This window comes from Leucobacter insecticola (assembly GCF_011382965.1).
Lineage (GTDB): Bacteria > Actinomycetota > Actinomycetes > Actinomycetales > Microbacteriaceae > Leucobacter > Leucobacter insecticola.
Map to the genome: position 1 here is coordinate 1,695,624 of NZ_CP049934.1, position 17,738 is coordinate 1,713,361.

The window sequence follows — 17,738 nt, forward strand, 5'->3', positions numbered from 1 at the left end:
CACCAGCGAAAGGCGTGAAGTGACATGCGTGAGGAATCTGTAGATACTGATCTGCTCGTTGCGCGGCCGGAGGTCGACGGCGAGACAGAGAGCCGACTCGCATTCACCCCACAGGCGGTCGAGCTGATCGACCGCCTGTGGGCGCTCCACGGCCCGCTGATGTTTCACCAGTCCGGCGGGTGCTGTGACGGAAGTGCGCCAATGTGCTATCAGGCCGGCGAGTTCAAGACCGGCGCGCAGGATGTGCTCCTCGGCACCCTTGAGCTGCCGGCGCTCGCGGGCGGCGGATCGGGATCGAACCGCATGATCCAGTTCTGGATGTCTCGTGAGCAGTTTGGTGTGTGGGCCCACACGCACCTGACGATCGACACTGTGCCGGGTCGCGGCGGCGGGTTTTCACTGGAGGCCCCGGAGGGGCAGCGCTTCCTGATCCGCTCGCGGCTGCTTTAGTAGTGCGTTTCAGAAATATTCATCAGTTGCGGAGTGCCCGATAGCGGCGCTCCCTGCGCTGTCTTCGTCGGCTTTGCCACAGCAAAGAGCGCGTGACACAACCTTGCTTTATACCCCTGGGGGTATATTGTGGAACGCGAAGCCCGGTGTTCGCTGCGGTCACATACTGAGTGGCTCGGCCGGGCCAAGAATGCGGGGCAAAAACATGAGCACATCAGCGCTACCGGGGAACGGTACCGGAATCGAGCTGGAAATCGGTGGCATGACCTGTGCGTCCTGCGCCATGCGCATCGAGAAAAAGTTGAACAGGCTCGACGGTGTCGAGGCCACCGTGAACTACGCGACGGAGAAGGCGCGGGTCACGGTTCCCGCTGGGTACGATCCCGCCATCCTGATCGCGGAAGTCGAAAAGACGGGGTACTCGGCCGTTCTTCCCAAGCCCAAGACGGAGCGCATGGCCGAGGCCGGTGGCGGCAGCCCCGAGACGGAAGATCCCGAGTTGCGCTCCCTCCGTGCCCGCCTCATCGCCTCGGTGGTGCTGAGTGTTCCGGTCATCGCAATGGCCATGGTCCCGGCACTGCAGTTCACCTATTGGCAGTGGGCGTCGCTCGCCCTCGCTTCGCCCGTGATCGTGTGGGGGGCGTGGCCGTTTCATCGGGCGGCCTGGCAGAATCTGAAGCACGCCACCGCCACGATGGACACGCTCATCTCTATGGGGACGCTCTCTGCGTTCATGTGGTCCCTATACGCGCTCTTTCTGGGCACCGCGGGCATGCCGGGAATGACGCACGCCTTCGAGCTGACGCTCGCCCGTCACGATGCCTCGGGGAATATCTACCTCGAAGTGGGGGCCGGGGTGACGATGTTCATTCTGGCCGGACGATACTTCGAAAAGCGATCCAAGAAGCAGGCGGGTGCAGCACTGCGCGCCCTGCTCGAGCTCGGCGCCAAAGAGGTGTCGCTGCTGCGCGATGGCGTCGAAATAACCGTCCCGGTTGAAGATCTGCGACTCGATGACGAATTTGTTGTGCGGCCAGGCGAAAAGTTTGCCACCGACGGCGTGGTCGTCTCAGGATCCTCGGCGGTTGACGCCTCGATGCTCACCGGCGAATCGATGCCGGTCGAGGTGGCTGCGGGTGATGCCGTGACCGGTGCAACGACCAATGTGGGTGGGCGCTTGGTGGTCCGGGCAACTCGGATCGGCGCAGACACGCAGCTCGCGCAGATGGCGCAGCTGGTTGAGGATGCGCAGACCGGCAAGGCCGAGGTGCAACGCCTCGCCGACCGGATCTCGGGGGTGTTCGTGCCGATCGTGCTGGTGATTGCACTGGTGACGGTCGTCGCCTGGTTGATCGCCGGGTTCCCGGCATCGGCGGCGTTCTCAGCGGCGGTGGCAGTGCTCGTGATCGCGTGCCCGTGCGCGCTCGGCCTGGCAACCCCAACGGCCCTGCTCGTTGGCACGGGGCGCGGCGCGCAGATGGGAGTCCTTATCAAGGGGCCTGAGATCCTCGAATCCACGCGCAAGATTGACACCGTGGTGCTCGACAAGACCGGAACGGTGACCACCGGCAAGATGGCGCTGGCGGACGTGATGCTGGAAGACGGGGTCGACCGCGGTGAGCTGTTGCGCCTGGTCGGCGCGCTTGAAAACGCATCCGAGCACCCCATCGCGCAGGCCATCACCCGGGGTGCCGTGCAGGAGGTCGGCGCGTTGCCCGACCCCGAGACCTTTACAAACCTCGCGGGCGCTGGCGTGCAGGGAGTCGTCGACGGGCACGCCGTGATCGTGGGGCGTGAGTCACTCCTCGCGGAGTGGTCGCAGGCCTTGAGCCCGAGGCTGCGCGAGGCTAAAGCGCAGGCGGAACGCAGCGGGAAGACCGTTGTCGCTGTCGGGTGGGACGGCCGTGCGCGCGGCATCTGCGTCGTTGCCGACACGGTGAAGCCGAGCAGTGCCGAAGCGATCAGACAGCTCAAAGCGCTCGGCCTGGCGCCGATCCTGCTCACCGGAGATAACGCGGCGGTTGCGCGGCAGATCGCGGCCGAAGTGGGCATCGAAGAGGTGATTGCGGAGGTGCTCCCCACCGACAAAGTGGAGGTCGTCGCGCGTTTGCAGCGCGAGGGGCGGACCGTCGCGATGGTGGGCGACGGCGTCAACGACGCCCCGGCCCTCGCCCAGGCCGATTTAGGGCTGGCCATGGGCACGGGAGCTGATGTTGCGATCGAGGCCTCAGACATTACGCTCGTGCGCGGCGACCTCCGCAGCGTGGTCGACGCGATCAAGCTCTCCCGGAAGACCCTCGGGACCATCAAAACGAACCTCTTCTGGGCGTTTGCTTACAACGTCGCCGCCATTCCCGTGGCAGCGTTCGGGCTCCTCAACCCGATGCTCGCCGGAGCGGCGATGGCCCTCTCGAGTGTCTTTGTGGTGGGAAATAGCCTCCGCTTGCGAGGTGTTCGCAGCGTCATTGCCAAGTGATGAGCCGGACGCGAAGCTCCCCGAAGCCGGTGACGCAGCCGCTCACCTCGGGCATTCGCTCCGATACCCAGTCCAACCTGCGACAATAGACGACAATGGATCCGAACAAGCTCAATCACAGTGCCTCCCAGCAGGCCAGCGGTGCGACCAAGCCCGTGTATACGCAGACGCGACCCAAGCGCGAGGCCTCACGCCCGCAGGTGCGCCCCAAAGCAGAGGGCTGGCAGCAAATCGCCGGCCCAGACGGGCGCCCGACCCTGCAGTTTGCGTCGCCGCGCGTCAAGCAGCCCGCAACTCACCTCGCCGACATGACCCTGGCGGAGCGCGAAGCGAAAGTGAAAGAGCTGGGCTTGCCCCCGTTCCGCGCGAAGCAGCTCTCGAAGCACTACTTCGAGAACTACACGAGCGATCCCGCACAGATGACCGATCTGCCCAAGGACCGCCGCGATGAACTCGCCGAGGTGTTCTTCCCTCCGCTGTTGACCGAGGTCAAGCGGTTGCAGACTGACGACAACGCGACGGTGAAGTTCCTGTGGCGCCTGTTCGACGGCGCGCTCGTCGAGTCTGTCCTGATGCGCTACCCGGGCAGGATCACACTGTGTGTCTCGAGCCAGTGCGGTTGCGGCATGAACTGCCCGTTCTGCGCTACCGGCCAGGCTGGGCTCACTCGAAACATGTCCACGGCCGAGATCCTCGACCAGATCGTGCAGGCCAACCGGGTTATTGCGGAGGGTGGCCTGGGGCGCGGCAGGCAGGCGGGCAACGGCGCAGAACCGGAGCGCGTCACCAACATCGTGTTTATGGGCATGGGGGAGCCGCTCGCCAATTACAAACGCGTGATGAACGCTGTGCACCGCATGATTGCGCCCGCGCCCGAGGGACTCGGCATGTCGGCGCGCGGCATTACCGTGTCGACCGTCGGGCTTGCCCCCGCGATCCGCAAGCTCGCCGACGAGAACATCCCGATCACGTTCGCGCTGTCGCTGCACGCGCCAGACGATGAACTGCGTGACGAGTTGATCCCCGTGAACAGTCGTTGGAAGGTCGCCGAGGTCATCGATGCCGCCTACCACTACTACGAGAAGACCGGGCGGCGCGTCTCGATTGAGTACGCGCTGATCAAAGACATGAACGATCATGCGTGGCGTGCGGACCTGCTGGCGGATCTGCTAAACGCGCGCGGCCGTGGCTGGGTGCACGTCAATCCGATCCCGCTCAATCCGACGCCCGGGTCGATCTGGACCTCGTCCACCCGTGAGGTCACCCGCGAGTTTGTCGATCGTCTCAATGCTGCGGGGATCCCGACGACACTGCGCGATACACGTGGCAAGGAGATCGACGGTGCGTGCGGCCAACTGGTCGCCACGGAGCAGGACCGCGCCGACGCCGATGCGCTGGCCAGTCCTGGCTCATAATCTGGGTGAAAGCTTCTTATAGCTTCGTTTACTTTGAGTTATGATGTACGAATGAACGCGACCCGCACTCCGGAGTCACACGGTTCGATCGACTCGACCGAACTGCGGATCCTGCACGCGCTCGCGATCACGGGATCCCTCACAGCCACGGCAGCTCAGCTCGGTCTCAGCCAACCGGCAATCAGCCAGCGCATCAAGCGCGTGGAGACTCGGCTTGCGGTGCCGCTCATCGAACGCTGTGGGCGCGGCATTCGCCTCACCACAGCCGGTCAGATCCTCGCTGATCACGGCCGCACCGTGGTCGCGGAGATTGACGCGGCGCTTGCGGCGATCGACGATCTGCGCGGCGAGCGGGCGGGGGTGCTCCGACTCGTCGGGTTTCCTTCCGCCTCCGCCACGGTGGTGCCAGCGGTGATGCGTGCGCTTGCGGTTGAAGCCCCCGAGGTTGCGCTGCAGTATCGCGAGGCCGAGCCGCCCTCAGCCACGGCCATGCTCCGCGACGGCGAGGTCGACTGCGCCCTTGTCTTCGACTATGAGGGAGCCGGTGAGCTCCCTGCCGGCAGTGCGTTCCTGCCGCTGTGGCGCGAGGAGGTCAGCCTTGTCGCCTCCGAAGCGCGCGTCGGTTCCGCGGAATCCGCGAGTCTCGAGGATTTCTCCGCCGAGCACTGGATCGCCGGCTGCGAGAAATGCCGCGGCCACCTACTCACGGCCGCGGGACATGCTGGCTTTGAACCAGAGATCATCCAAGAGACCGACAACGTGCCCGCAATGCTGGCGATGGCTGCCGCCGGAGGGGCCGTCGCGCTCGTGCCCGGGCTCGCGCTCGCCGCGGCTCGAACCTTGCCCGATGACGCTCGCGCGCTTCCGCTCGATCCGCCTCGCTACCGCACGATCGGTCTTGTTTCGATGGTCACCGCCAACGAGAGCCCGCAGGTAAAACTCGCGAAACGCCTCCTCGCGGGCATTGATGGCAGCTGCTGGGGGCTCGAGTCCGTTGCTCACTAGCGACCTCGGCGCGCAGGCCAGGGTGCAACGCCGCACTCTCCTGATCCTCGCGCTTGCCACAATTCTCGGCGGTCTCGGAGTTGGCGCGTCACTGTCGGCAGGCGCCCTCCTGATCGCGGACATCACCGGGAACCCCGCGCTCTCCGGTCTCGGATCCACCATGAACGCGGTTGGCGCCGCAATCGCGGGGATGCCGCTTGCGAAGCTGGCCGCGCAACGCGGACGCAGGATTGCGCTCACCACGGGCAACCTGATTGCGGTCGGCGGAGCGGCGCTCGTGATCACCGCGGCAGCCCTTCACTTTGGCCCGCTGCTGTTTCTCGGTCTCGCCGTGCTGGGTATTGCCGTTGCCGTGCAGTTGCAGTCCCGGTTCGCCGCGGCAGACCTGGCGCTTCCCGAGCGTCGCGGGCGCGACCTTTCGATGGTCGTATGGTCGATCACGATTGGTGCGGTCACCGGCCCAAACCTTGTCGGACCGGGTGAACGGCTGGGCGATGCCGCGGGGTTACCCGGACTCGCAGGAATCTTCATCATCACGATTGCCGCGCAGTTCGCTGCAGCCTGTGTGGTCTGGTTTGGGCTGCGCCCTGACCCGCTGTTCGAATCTCGCAGACTGGTACGCGTGGCTGAGAAGGCGGCGGGTCCCCAGACTTCCGCTGCTGGAGCTCCTGATCAGAGCGTGTCCCGGATCCCGCAGTATCTCGCGATTAGCGTGATTGCCCTCGCGCACGCGGTGATGGTGGGGCTGATGGCGATGACGCCGCTGCATCTCACCCACCACGGCGGCAGCATCGAGCTGGTTGGTTTCACCATCAGCCTGCACATTGCGGGCATGTATGCGCTGTCCCCAGTATTCGGCTATCTGAGCGGGCGCTTCGGCGCGATCCCCGTGGTGCTTGCCGGTTTCGTCGTGCTCGGTCTTGCGGCAGTCGGCACCTTCGTCGGCGGCGACAATGTCGTGATTATTCAGACGGCGCTGGTGCTGCTGGGCCTGGGCTGGAGTATGGCGACGGTGGCGGGGGCGACGCTGCTCACCGATCTGACGCCGCTGGCGCACCGCCCCAAACGTCAGGGTCAGTCCGACACCGCGATGAACGCGGCGGGGGCGCTGTTTGGCGCGGCGTCGGGTGTCTTGTTTGACGCGGGTGGGTTTCCGGTGCTGTCGGTTGTCGCCGGCGCACTGATCCTCGCGGGGATCGCCGTGGCGGGGCGTCTCGCGCTCCTCGCGCGAGGGTAGACTGGTGGGGATGTCACACACCGATACCCCCAGTTTTCACACGCGACCGGCTCTGACGTTCGTGTCCGCTTCTGTCCTTCCCCAACGGGAACTCCCCACGTTGGGATGGTCCGCACCGCCCTCTTCAACTGGGCATACGCGCGCCACACCGGAGGCACCTTCGTGTTCCGGATCGAAGACACGGATGCGGCCCGCGACAGCGAAGAGAGCTACACGCAAATCATCGATTCTCTGCGTTGGCTCGGACTTGACTGGGACGAGGGTATCGATGCCGGGGGCGAGCACGGCCCCTACCGGCAGTCTGAGCGCGGTGAGATCTATCGCGGCGTGATTGAGCAGCTGCGCGAAGCAGGCTACCTCTACGAGAGCTTTTCCACCGCCGAAGAAATCGACGCCCGGAACATCGCGGCTGGACGCCCGAAGCAGCTCGGCTACGACAACTTCGATCGCGACCTCAGCGATGAGCAGCGCGCGGCGTTCCGCACGGAAGGTCGCGAGCCGGCGCTGCGTTTCCGTGTGCCCGACACCGATCTTTCCTTCACTGACCTGGTTCGTGGAGACATCACCTTCCCTGCCGGATCGACGATTGATTTCGTGGTGGTGCGGCCGAACGGCGCGCCCCTGTACACGCTGGTCAACCCGGTTGACGACGCGCTGATGGGGATCACCCACGTCCTCCGTGGAGAGGATCTGTTGTCCTCGACCCCCGACAGATTGCGCTCTATCACGCGCTCGTGAAGCTCGGCATTGCGTCTGCGATTCCGCAGTTTGGGCACCTCCCGTACGTGATGGGCGAGGGTAACAAGAAGCTCTCTAAGCGCGACCCCGAATCGAATCTGCTGCTCCACCGCGAGCGCGGCTTCATTCCGGAGGGCCTCCTCAACTACCTGTCTCTGCTGGGCTGGTCCCTCGCTCCGGATCGCGACGTCTTCACGCGCGACGAAATGATCGCCGCGTTTGACGTCACTGATGTCAACCCGAACCCCGCCAGATTCGACCAGAAGAAGGCTGACTCGATCAACGCGGATCACATTCGCCTGCTGTCTGAAGAAGACTTCGGCGACCGGATCCTGCCCTACCTGGTGGCTGCAGGGGTGCTCCCGGTCGAACCGAGCGAGCGCCACAGGGAGATCATCCGTAAGGCCGTGCCACTGGTGCAGAGCCGGGTGACCGTGCTCTCCGAGGTTGTTGGAATGCTGGGCTTCTTGTTCACCTCCGCCGAGGCCCTTGCCTATGACGAGGATGCGCTGTCGTCCCTCAAAGACGATGCGCCGAAGGTGCTCGCTGCGGGTACCGCCGCGCTCGAGAGTATCCCCGAAACGGACTGGACAACCGAGCGCATCCAAGCTGCGCTGCAGGACGCGCTCATCGACGGCCTGGGGCTAAAGCCCCGTGTCGCCTTTGGTGCGCTGCGTGTCGCAGCCTCAGGGCGTCGGGTATCGCCGCCGCTGTTTGAATCGTTTGAGCTGTTGGGGCGAGCGGAATCGCTCGAGCGTCTCACCAAGCTCAGCCATCGCCTCACCGCCGAGTCGTAACCTTTCTGCAAGTACACAACAGAAGGAGAAGATGCCGTGGAGGACTCTAATCTGCCAGTAGGTGTTGCGATTATTGGGGGAGGCCCGGCAGGGCTTTCTGCCGGATTGCAGCTCGTGCGCGCCAATCGACGCATCACGGTACTCGACAGCAACCGACCGCGCCACGCGGCGACGCTGCGTTCGCACGGCTTCCTCACCCGGGACGGTGTGCCACCTCTCGAGGTGCGGCGGCTCGCCCGCGAGGAGTTCGAGGGGTACCCCAAAGCGCGCGTTGCGCAGGCCATCGCGAGCGAAGTGACGCCGCTGAGTCACGAGGAGGCGGTTGCTGTAGGGTTTCCCGACGGCATCGGCTTCCGCGTTCGTGGCACCGGCGTGCGCGGTTCTGCAGATGTTGAGGTGATTTCACGGCGCGTCTTGATCGCGGCCGGGTTGACCGAGGATCTCCCGGACCTGCCGATGATCCGGGCCTACTACGGTACTGCCCTGCACAGCTGCATTGAGTGCGACGGTTTCGAAAAGTCCGACACACCGCTTGTGCTGATTGGCGAGACGAGTGACCTGTTCGCGCGTGCGCTGCTCATCAGCCGAATCAGCTCAGACCTCGTGGTGCTCACCAACGGCGCCGACACGATCACGCCAACGCAGGAAGCGCAGCTGGCGTCGATCGGGATCCGCGTCGAACGGCGCAAGCTTGACGACATCGTTGGCGACCAGAACGGTATGACCGGTGTCAGGCTCGCAGACGGTGAGGTGATCCCGAGCGTGGGCGGGTTCGTGCGGCCACGCTGGCATGCGCCCGTCGAATTCTTGGGAGACAACCCCGTTGAGCGCGATGATTGGGGCCTTGTGGTCGTCAACAAACGCGGCGAGACTTCGGTCCGTGGGATCTACGCGGTCGGCGACATTGTGCCACCCGGGCCGCAGCAGATCGCGATTGCCGCAGGTGATGGCGCGCGCGTTGCAGCGAAGCTGAATATGGACATGATCCGCGGCGCGCTGGGGGTAGGCCTGGTGGATGACTAAGCCTGGGCCCGCTGAGGTCAATGCTGCCGCGGGCGCCCGCTCCGCGGCAGCAGGATCCAGATACGCGGTTGTTGTTGCGGTGTTTGTTGGGCTACTGCTGATCTCGAACATCGTTGCGGTGAAGCTGATTGCGTTTGGCCCGTTCATCGTCGACGGGGGAGTGTTTCTCTTCCCGCTCGTCTACATCGTCGGTGACGTTCTCGCCGAAGTCTACGGGCTGAAGGCTGCGCGCCGCGCGATCCTGACGGCCTTTGCGCTGTCGCTGCTCGCGTCGCTGACCATCTGGGTTGTGCAGCTTTCGCCCGCAGCACCCGGCTGGGAGAACCAGGGGGCGTTTGAGGACGTGCTCGGGTTTGTGCCGCGTATCGTCGCGGCCAGCCTGGGCGCGTTTCTGACCGGTCAGCTCATCAATGCGTGGGTGCTTGTGAAGCTGCGCGATCGCACCGGCGGACGCTTCCTGCGCACGAGACTGATCACTTCGACAATGCTGGGTCAGCTGATTGACACGATCGTGTTCTGCACGATTGCGTTCTGGGGGGTGCTTGGAGGCTGGGATTTCCTCGGCTACACTGCCCTTGGCTACGGCATCAAGTTAGCGGCGGAGATCGTGCTGCTTCCCGTGACCACCCGCGTGATTTCGCGCGTCCGCGCCGCTGAGGAGACTGTTTCCGTCGGTTGAGCGACGAGGGAGTCGCAACCAGGGGCTACAGACTCTCTGCGCCCCACCCCGTCATCCTGCGTTCCGAAGGAGTCGCAGGATCCTCGCGCTCGCACCGCAACAGTCGTGCGGCTCTTCGTAAACGAGAGTGTGGTCGCGGGTTTTCAGCGAACTTGCCCTTCACCGTCGAACTTGCCGTCAGGAAACGCAGGCTCGGCGGTGAAACGCAGGCTCGGTAACGGCGAGCCACTTGTGGTGCCTAGTACGTCGTTCTGCGCGAAATACTCAGAGGGTGAAAGCGTCGCTTTCGCCCGTATTTCGCGGTGGTGCTACAGCGCCAGGGACGCAGAATCTTCTCACAAGTGTTTCGCGCCCGTCGGCGTCCGCTCTGCCACCAAGGATCCTGCGACTCCTCCGGAGCGCAGGATGACGGTACTGCTTCACAAGCCCTCTTTCTGCCGCACTCTCGTGGCCAAGAACCCGTGCCAACAATCACCCGTCGTCCCGAAGGCGCCAATTGCGCGGAGAACATCCAGCTTTGGCTATGGAGAGGCAGCCGGGTGTTCGTGCACTCGTGCACGACTTGAAACACCTACACTCCCGTTTTGCGAAGGGCCAGTCATGCCAAGCAGATACCTACGCGAAGCGCGCGGCGGCCGCCTGCGCAAACTCCAAGCCGTACTGCCGGCCGAGCACTTCGTCGCGGAGCTCGGCGAAGGTGCCCTCGACGATGCTCTCGCGAATCTGGTCGACGAGGCGCACGATAAAGCGCTCATTGTGAATCGTCGCGAGCGTGGATCCAAGCATTTCTTTTGCCTTGAAGAGGTGGTGCAGATACGCCGCGGTGTAGTTCTGGCAGGTGTAGCAGTCGCACTCGGCGTCAAGTGGCTCGAAGCGGCGGCGCTGCGTCGCGGCTTTCGCGTTGATACGGCCGTGCGAAGAATACATCGTGCCGCCTCGGGCCTGACGCGACGGTGCGACGCAGTCGAAGGTGTCGGCACCGGCGGCGATCGCGGCGAAGAGATCATCGGGCTCGGAAATACCCAGTAGGTGGCGGGGCTTGTCTTCCGGTAGCTCGTCGTTGACCCAAGACACAATGGTGCCAAGGCGGCTCTTCTCAAGCGCCCCACCGATCCCGAAGCCGTCGAACTGCTGCGTGTCCGCTTCCGCCCCCGTCATCCGTGCAAGTCCTGCGGCGGCTTGGCGACGTAGATCCTCGTATTGTGCACCCTGCACCACGCCGAAGAGTGCCTGGTAAGGTCGGTGCCCGCGTGCGGCCGTCTGCCGTGCGTGTTCGTCGAGGCAACGCACCGCCCAGCGTGCGGTGCGGGCGACGGAATCCTCCTGGTAGACGCGGGTGTTCATCAGCGTGGTGCACTCGTCGAAGGCGAAGATGATGTCCGCACCGAGTTGATGCTGGATCTGCATCGAGACTTCGGGGGTGAAGCGATGCCGGTCGCCGTTGAGGAACGACTTGAAGGTTACGCCGTCTTCGTCGACGTGGGCCAGCCGTTCCTTGGTTGAGGCGATCACCTCGGAGCTGACGTACTCATCCTCTGCCATCGAGATGACCTTCTTGAAGCCGACTCCCAGCGACATCACCTGAAAGCCGCCGGAATCGGTGAAAGTGGGTCCGCTCCAGTTCATGAACTTGCCGAGCCCGCCGGCTTCGTCAACGATGTCGCTGCCCGGCTGTAGAAACAGGTGGTAGGCGTTCGCGAGAACTGCCTGTCCGCCGAGCTCCGTCACGGTCTCTGGGAGAGTGGCCTTCACCGTGGCCTTGGTTCCAACAGGGACAAAGGCCGGGGTTTGAATCTCGCCATGAGGTGTGGTGATAGTGCCTGTACGGCCGAGCGGCTGGTCACGCGAGCCTCTGGCGCCGCCTGCATCAAGACGTTGCTCAACGGAGAACTTGAAATCGGAAGGGCTGGGTCGGTGGGTGGTGGAGTCATTCACCAGACCATTCAAGCAGGTTGTTGCGGGGGAGCGTGACACGCCCGGCTGAGGTCGCACTTTGCGGGGCGCCTCGGATCCGCGTAATGTAATTCCTTGTCAGCGAGACAGTGCGGGAAGCGAAAGCGGCTCGGATTGTGGGTCTGAAAGCGATTCTCTACATAACCAGCGGGACTTGATTAGTCACGGACCGGTGTTGTAAAGTAGGGATCCTTATCTCACCGAAACGGTGACAACGCAGATTAGCGTTTGTCTAGCCGCGCCGAGATCGTAAGATACGGCCGATTTGGTTCTGCCAGATCGTTTTGGTAAGTTAGACAGGTTGCTCTTCGGAAGCCCGGTTGGGTGTGTACGGGGGGTGTCTGGTCCTTGAGAACTCAATAGTGTGCACTTGATTGTCAAATGCCAAATTTTATAATCCCGTCCATCCACATTTTGTGTGGGTGAATGGCGATTCCTTTTGGACAAATATATGAATGAACGTCAGTAATTGATGTTTGTTGTTTGTCAGGTTGAACTCGCAGCATTTTCGGCTTATTCCGTCGTGGTGTTGCATGTAATTTTTTACGGAGAGTTTGATCCTGGCTCAGGACGAACGCTGGCGGCGTGCTTAACACATGCAAGTCGAACGATGAAGCCCAGCTTGCTGGGTGGAAGAGTGGCGAACGGGTGAGTAACACGTGAGTAACCTGCCCCTGACTCTGGGATAAGCGCTGGAAACGGCGTCTAATACTGGATATGACCTATCACCGCATGGTGTGTGGGTGGAAAGATTTATCGGTTGGGGATGGACTCGCGGCCTATCAGCTTGTTGGTGAGGTAATGGCTCACCAAGGCGACGACGGGTAGCCGGCCTGAGAGGGTGACCGGCCACACTGGGACTGAGACACGGCCCAGACTCCTACGGGAGGCAGCAGTGGGGAATATTGCACAATGGGCGCAAGCCTGATGCAGCAACGCCGCGTGAGGGATGACGGCCTTCGGGTTGTAAACCTCTTTTAGTAGGGAAGAAGCGAAAGTGACGGTACCTGCAGAAAAAGCACCGGCTAACTACGTGCCAGCAGCCGCGGTAATACGTAGGGTGCAAGCGTTGTCCGGAATTATTGGGCGTAAAGAGCTCGTAGGCGGCTTGTCGCGTCTGCTGTGAAAACCCGGAGCTCAACTCCGGGCCTGCAGTGGGTACGGGCAAGCTAGAGTGCGGTAGGGGAGATTGGAATTCCTGGTGTAGCGGTGGAATGCGCAGATATCAGGAGGAACACCGATGGCGAAGGCAGATCTCTGGGCCGTTACTGACGCTGAGGAGCGAAAGCATGGGGAGCGAACAGGATTAGATACCCTGGTAGTCCATGCCGTAAACGTTGGGAACTAGATGTAGGGCCTGTTCCACGGGTTCTGTGTCGTAGCTAACGCATTAAGTTCCCCGCCTGGGGAGTACGGCCGCAAGGCTAAAACTCAAAGGAATTGACGGGGGCCCGCACAAGCGGCGGAGCATGCGGATTAATTCGATGCAACGCGAAGAACCTTACCAAGGCTTGACATGTAGAAGAACGGGCGAGAGATCGTCAACTCTTTGGACACTTCTATACAGGTGGTGCATGGTTGTCGTCAGCTCGTGTCGTGAGATGTTCGGTTAAGTCCGGCAACGAGCGCAACCCTCGTCCTATGTTGCCAGCACGTTATGGTGGGAACTCATGGGATACTGCCGTGGTCAACACGGAGGAAGGTGGGGATGACGTCAAATCATCATGCCCCTTATGTCTTGGGCTTCACGCATGCTACAATGGCCGATACAAAGGGCTGCGATACCGCGAGGTGGAGCGAATCCCAAAAAGTCGGTCTCAGTTCGGATTGGGGTCTGCAACTCGACCCCATGAAGTCGGAGTCGCTAGTAATCGCAGATCAGCAACGCTGCGGTGAATACGTTCCCGGGCCTTGTACACACCGCCCGTCAAGTCATGAAAGTCGGTAACACCCGAAGCCGGTGGCCTAACCCTTGTGGAGGGAGCTGTCGAAGGTGGGACTGGTAATTAGGACTAAGTCGTAACAAGGTAGCCGTACCGGAAGGTGCGGCTGGATCACCTCCTTTCTAAGGAGCACTCAACCCTTTGGGGTTGCTGAATGGTGTGATCATCACCGAATGTGTGATGCGCATCGCTCATGGGTGGAACATTTGACAAGATAAGTCTTGATTCATTCGTCTGTGTGAGTACGCCGGGCCCTTTGCGGGGTGTGGTTGGAAAATGTGGGCGTGTGAGGTGAGGTTTTACTGAGTGCATACTATTGGGTCCTGAAGGCCCAGCCACCACGCTTTGGTGTGGGGACTGTTTCTTCGGACTCTGTGTCATGGAACGTGTTGTTCATGATGCGGGGATCGACCGTACGTTGAGAACTACACAGTGGACGCGAGCATCTTTCAAGACAGGATAATTTTTTGTCTTGTCTTGAGATACTTAATAATTTCATTGGTCACACACCCTTGTTGGGGTGTGTGTTTCTGATACTTATGTGATTTCAAGTTTATAAGAGCAAACGGTGGATGCCTTGGCATCTGGAGCCGAAGAAGGACGTAGTAATCTGCGATAAGCCTCGGGGAGCCGATAAACGGGCTGTGATTCGAGGATTTCCGAATGGGGAAACCCCGCCAGGGCGCGTGCGTACCTGGTGACTCCCGCCTGAATATATAGGGCGGGTAGAGGGAACGGGGGGAAGTGAAACATCTCAGTACCCCAGGAAGAGAAAACAATATGTGATTCCGGTAGTAGTGGCGAGCGAAACCGGATGAGGCTAAACCAGTCATGTGTGATACCCGGCAGGGGTTGCATGGTTGGGGTTGTGGGACATGCCTGGAAGGTCTGCCGGCCTTTCGACGTGAATGTGTAGCTATAGGAGAACTGCTTGGAACGGCAGACCGGAGTGGGTGAGAGTCCCGTATCCGAAATGGTGGCACTGCGTGGTGTGTATCCCAAGTAGCACGGGGCCCGAGAAATCCCGTGTGAATCTGTCAGGACCACCTGATAAGCCTAAATACTCCCAGATGACCGATAGCGGACTAGTACCGTGAGGGAAAGGTGAAAAGTACCCCGGGAGGGGAGTGAAATAGTACCTGAAACCGTTTGCTTACAATCCGTCGGAGCAGCCTTGTAGCTGTGACGGCGTGCCTTTTGAAGAATGAGCCTGCGAGTTAGCGATATGTGGCGAGGTTAACCCGTGTGGGGTAGCCGTAGCGAAAGCGAGTCTGAATAGGGCGATTGAGTCGCATGTCCTAGACCCGAAGCGAAGTGATCTATCCATGGCCAGGTTGAAGCGCGTGTAAGAGCGCGTGGAGGACCGAACCCACTTAGGTTGAAAACTGAGGGGATGAGCTGTGGATAGGGGTGAAAGGCCAATCAAACTTCGTGATAGCTGGTTCTCTCCGAAATGCATTTAGGTGCAGCGTTGCGTGTTTCTTGCCGGAGGTAGAGCTACTGGATGGCCGATGGGCCCTACAAGGTTACTGACGTCAGCTAAACTCCGAATGCCGGTAAGTGAGAGCGCAGCAGTGAGACAGTGGGGGATAAGCTTCATTGTCGAGAGGGAAACAACCCAGATCACCATCTAAGGTCCCAAAGCGCGTGCTAAGTGGAAAAGGATGTGGAGTTGCTGTGACAACCAGGAGGTTGGCTTAGAAGCAGCCACCCTTGAAAGAGTGCGTAATAGCTCACTGGTCAAGTGATTCCGCGCCGACAATGTAACGGGGCTCAAGCACGCCACCGAAGTTGTGGCATTCATATATCAGGTAGGCCTTCGTGGTCCAGCCGTATGGATGGGTAGGAGAGCGTCGTGTGGCGAGTGAAGCGGCGGTGTGAACCAGCCGTGGATGCTACACGAGTGAGAATGCAGGCATGAGTAGCGAAAGACGGGTGAGAAACCCGTCCTCCGGAAGACCAAGGGTTCCAGGGTCAAGCTAATCTTCCCTGGGTAAGTCGGGACCTAAGGCGAGGCCGACAGGCGTAGTCGATGGACAACGGGTTGATATTCCCGTACCGGCGGTAAACCGTCAAAGACCTAACGAGTAGTGCTAAGCAATCCAAGACTTCATGGATCCTTCGGGTGATGTGGGGTGGCGGCTGCGAACCCGGACTCGGGTGGTGAGCGTGAGGTGTGACGCAGGAAGGTAGCCTGTGCCGGGCGATGGTTGTCCCGGTGTAAGTATGTAGCCCGTCGTTTATGAATAGTTTTCGGCTTTGGGTGAGATACGATGCGGACCCGTTAAGGGGAAGCAGGTGATCCTATGCTGCCAAGAAAAGCATCGGCGTGAGGTTTGCTGTTGCCCGTACCCCAAACCGACTCAGGTGGTCAGGTAGAGAATACTCAGGAGATCGAGATAATCATGGTGAAGGAACTCGGCAAAATGCCCCCGTAACTTCGGGAGAAGGGGGGCCATCCACTTATACGGATTTACTCCGGAAAGGGTGTGGTGGCCGCAGAGACCAGTGGGAAGCGACTGTTTACTAAAAACACAGGTCCGTGCTAACACGCAAGTGGACGTATACGGACTGACGCCTGCCCGGTGCTGGAAGGTTAAGAGGAGAGGTCAACCCTTCGGGGTGAAGCTTTGAATTTAAGCCCCAGTAAACGGCGGTGGTAACTATAACCATCCTAAGGTAGCGAAATTCCTTGTCGGGTAAGTTCCGACCTGCACGAATGGCGTAACGACTTCCCAGCTGTCTCCACCGTGAACTCGGCGAAATTGCAGTACGAGTAAAGATGCTCGTTACGCGCAGAAGGACGGAAAGACCCCGTGACCTTTACTACAGCTTGGTATTGGTGTTCGGTGTGGCTTGTGTAGGATAGGTGGGAGACTGTGAAGCATGGACGCTAGTTTGTGTGGAGTCGTTGTTGAAATACCACTCTGGTCATATTGGATATCTAACTACGGACCCTGATCGGGTTCTGGGACAGTGCCTGGTGGGTAGTTTAACTGGGGCGGTTGCCTCCTAAAAAGTAACGGAGGCGCCCAAAGGTTCCCTCAACCTGGTTGGCAATCAGGTGGCGAGTGTAAGTGCACAAGGGAGCTTGACTGTGAGACTGACAGGTCGAGCAGGGACGAAAGTCGGGACTAGTGATCCGGCAGTGGCTTGTGGAAGCGCTGTCGCTCAACGGATAAAAGGTACCTCGGGGATAACAGGCTGATCTTGCCCAAGAGTCCATATCGACGGCATGGTTTGGCACCTCGATGTCGGCTCGTCGCATCCTGGGGCTGGAGTTGGTCCCAAGGGTTGGGCTGTTCGCCCATTAAAGCGGTACGCGAGCTGGGTTTAGAACGTCGTGAGACAGTTCGGTCCCTATCCTCTGCGCGCGTTGGAAATTTGAGAGGATCTGACCCTAGTACGAGAGGACCGGGTTGGACGAACCTCTGGTGTGCCAGTTGTTCTGCCAAGGGCATGGCTGGTTGGCTACGTTCGGGATGGATAACCGCTGAAAGCATCTAAGCGGGAAGCCGGCCTCGAGATGAGATTTCCTTACGACTTGATCGTGTGAAGCTCCCAGTAGATGACTGGGTTGATAGGCCAGATGTGGAAGCGCTGTAAGGTGTGGAGCTGACTGGTACTAATAAGCTGAAGACTTGACTTCACCCCACTTGTAGTGGGGAATGTAAGCATAGATTGTTGTGTAACGATGTATTCGCGTCCACTTTGTGGTTCTTGACGTACGGGCTTTCCGGCCTGTGGGTCGGGGACATGTCAATAGAGTTACGGTGGTTATAGCGTCAGGGAAACGCCCGGTCACATTCCGAACCCGGAAGCTAAGACTGACAGCGCCGATGGTACTGCAAGGGGGACCTTGTGGGAGAGTAGGACACCGCCGGACAACCTTTAGAAAAGGCTCCCTCGGAGCGATAGTCGGTGACGACTGTCTTTCCGAGAGGAGCCTTTTCGCATTTCGGGACGTACGAAGAATGCCAGGAAGCAGCATGCTGCTTCCGATAAACTGACTCTCGACACAA

8 protein-coding genes, 3 rRNA genes and 1 pseudogene are annotated in these 17,738 nt (G+C 60.8%); 11 read left to right on the top strand and 1 reads right to left on the bottom strand.

Annotated elements, in window-relative coordinates:
- The first annotated feature begins 24 nt into the window (after positions 1-24).
- The 8 genes and pseudogenes from G7067_RS07815 (at position 25) to G7067_RS07850 (ending at position 9,820) form a co-directional block, all read left to right on the top strand.
- Positions 25-450 (top strand): DUF779 domain-containing protein, encoded by a 426-nt coding sequence (locus tag G7067_RS07815; RefSeq protein ID WP_166323291.1) that lies wholly within the window; start codon positions 25-27, stop codon positions 448-450.
- Positions 451-655: 205 nt separating this feature from the next.
- The gene (locus G7067_RS07820) at positions 656-2,926 is read left to right on the top strand and encodes a heavy metal translocating P-type ATPase (RefSeq protein ID WP_166323293.1); all 2,271 of its coding nucleotides are present in this window, start codon (positions 656-658) and stop codon (positions 2,924-2,926) included.
- Positions 2,927-3,021: 95 nt separating this feature from the next.
- Positions 3,022-4,341 carry a dual-specificity RNA methyltransferase RlmN gene (rlmN, locus tag G7067_RS07825; protein ID WP_166323295.1) on the top strand — a complete coding sequence of 440 codons (1,320 nt, stop codon included), beginning with the start codon at positions 3,022-3,024 and terminating at the stop codon, positions 4,339-4,341.
- Between the two features lie 51 nt (positions 4,342-4,392).
- Complete coding sequence (locus G7067_RS07830) at positions 4,393-5,346, top strand: LysR family transcriptional regulator (RefSeq protein WP_166323297.1); 954 nt, start codon at positions 4,393-4,395, stop codon at positions 5,344-5,346.
- Positions 5,336-6,583 carry an MFS transporter gene (locus tag G7067_RS07835; RefSeq protein ID WP_244301013.1) on the top strand — a complete coding sequence of 416 codons (1,248 nt, stop codon included), beginning with the start codon at positions 5,336-5,338 and terminating at the stop codon, positions 6,581-6,583. Before G7067_RS07830 ends, G7067_RS07835 begins: the two co-directional genes overlap by 11 nt.
- A gap of 105 nt (positions 6,584-6,688) precedes the next feature.
- Positions 6,689-8,118 (top strand): annotated as a pseudogene (gltX, locus tag G7067_RS07840) (glutamate--tRNA ligase).
- 36 nt (positions 8,119-8,154) lie between these two features.
- Positions 8,155-9,141: an NAD(P)/FAD-dependent oxidoreductase gene (locus tag G7067_RS07845; protein WP_166323301.1), complete on the top strand. Its 987-nt coding sequence runs from the start codon at positions 8,155-8,157 to the stop codon at positions 9,139-9,141.
- Positions 9,134-9,820: a queuosine precursor transporter gene (locus G7067_RS07850; RefSeq protein ID WP_166323303.1), complete on the top strand. Its 687-nt coding sequence runs from the start codon at positions 9,134-9,136 to the stop codon at positions 9,818-9,820. Before G7067_RS07845 ends, G7067_RS07850 begins: the two co-directional genes overlap by 8 nt.
- 615 nt (positions 9,821-10,435) lie before the next feature.
- On the opposite strand, the gene tgt is transcribed toward G7067_RS07850, so the two are convergent.
- Entirely contained in the window at positions 10,436-11,767 is a 1,332-nt protein-coding gene (gene tgt / locus G7067_RS07855; protein WP_425280707.1) for a tRNA guanosine(34) transglycosylase Tgt, read from the bottom strand.
- Positions 11,768-12,315: 548 nt separating this feature from the next.
- Between tgt and G7067_RS07860 the strand changes: the two genes are divergently transcribed.
- From G7067_RS07860 to rrf, 3 genes are all read left to right on the top strand, one after another.
- Positions 12,316-13,838, top strand: a 16S ribosomal RNA gene (locus tag G7067_RS07860).
- Positions 13,839-14,261: 423 nt separating this feature from the next.
- Positions 14,262-17,365 (top strand): 23S ribosomal RNA (locus G7067_RS07865).
- 120 nt (positions 17,366-17,485) lie between these two features.
- Positions 17,486-17,602, top strand: a 5S ribosomal RNA gene (rrf, locus tag G7067_RS07870).
- Together the 16S, 23S and 5S rRNA genes form the textbook arrangement of a ribosomal RNA operon.
- The last annotated feature ends 136 nt before the right edge of the window (positions 17,603-17,738 follow it).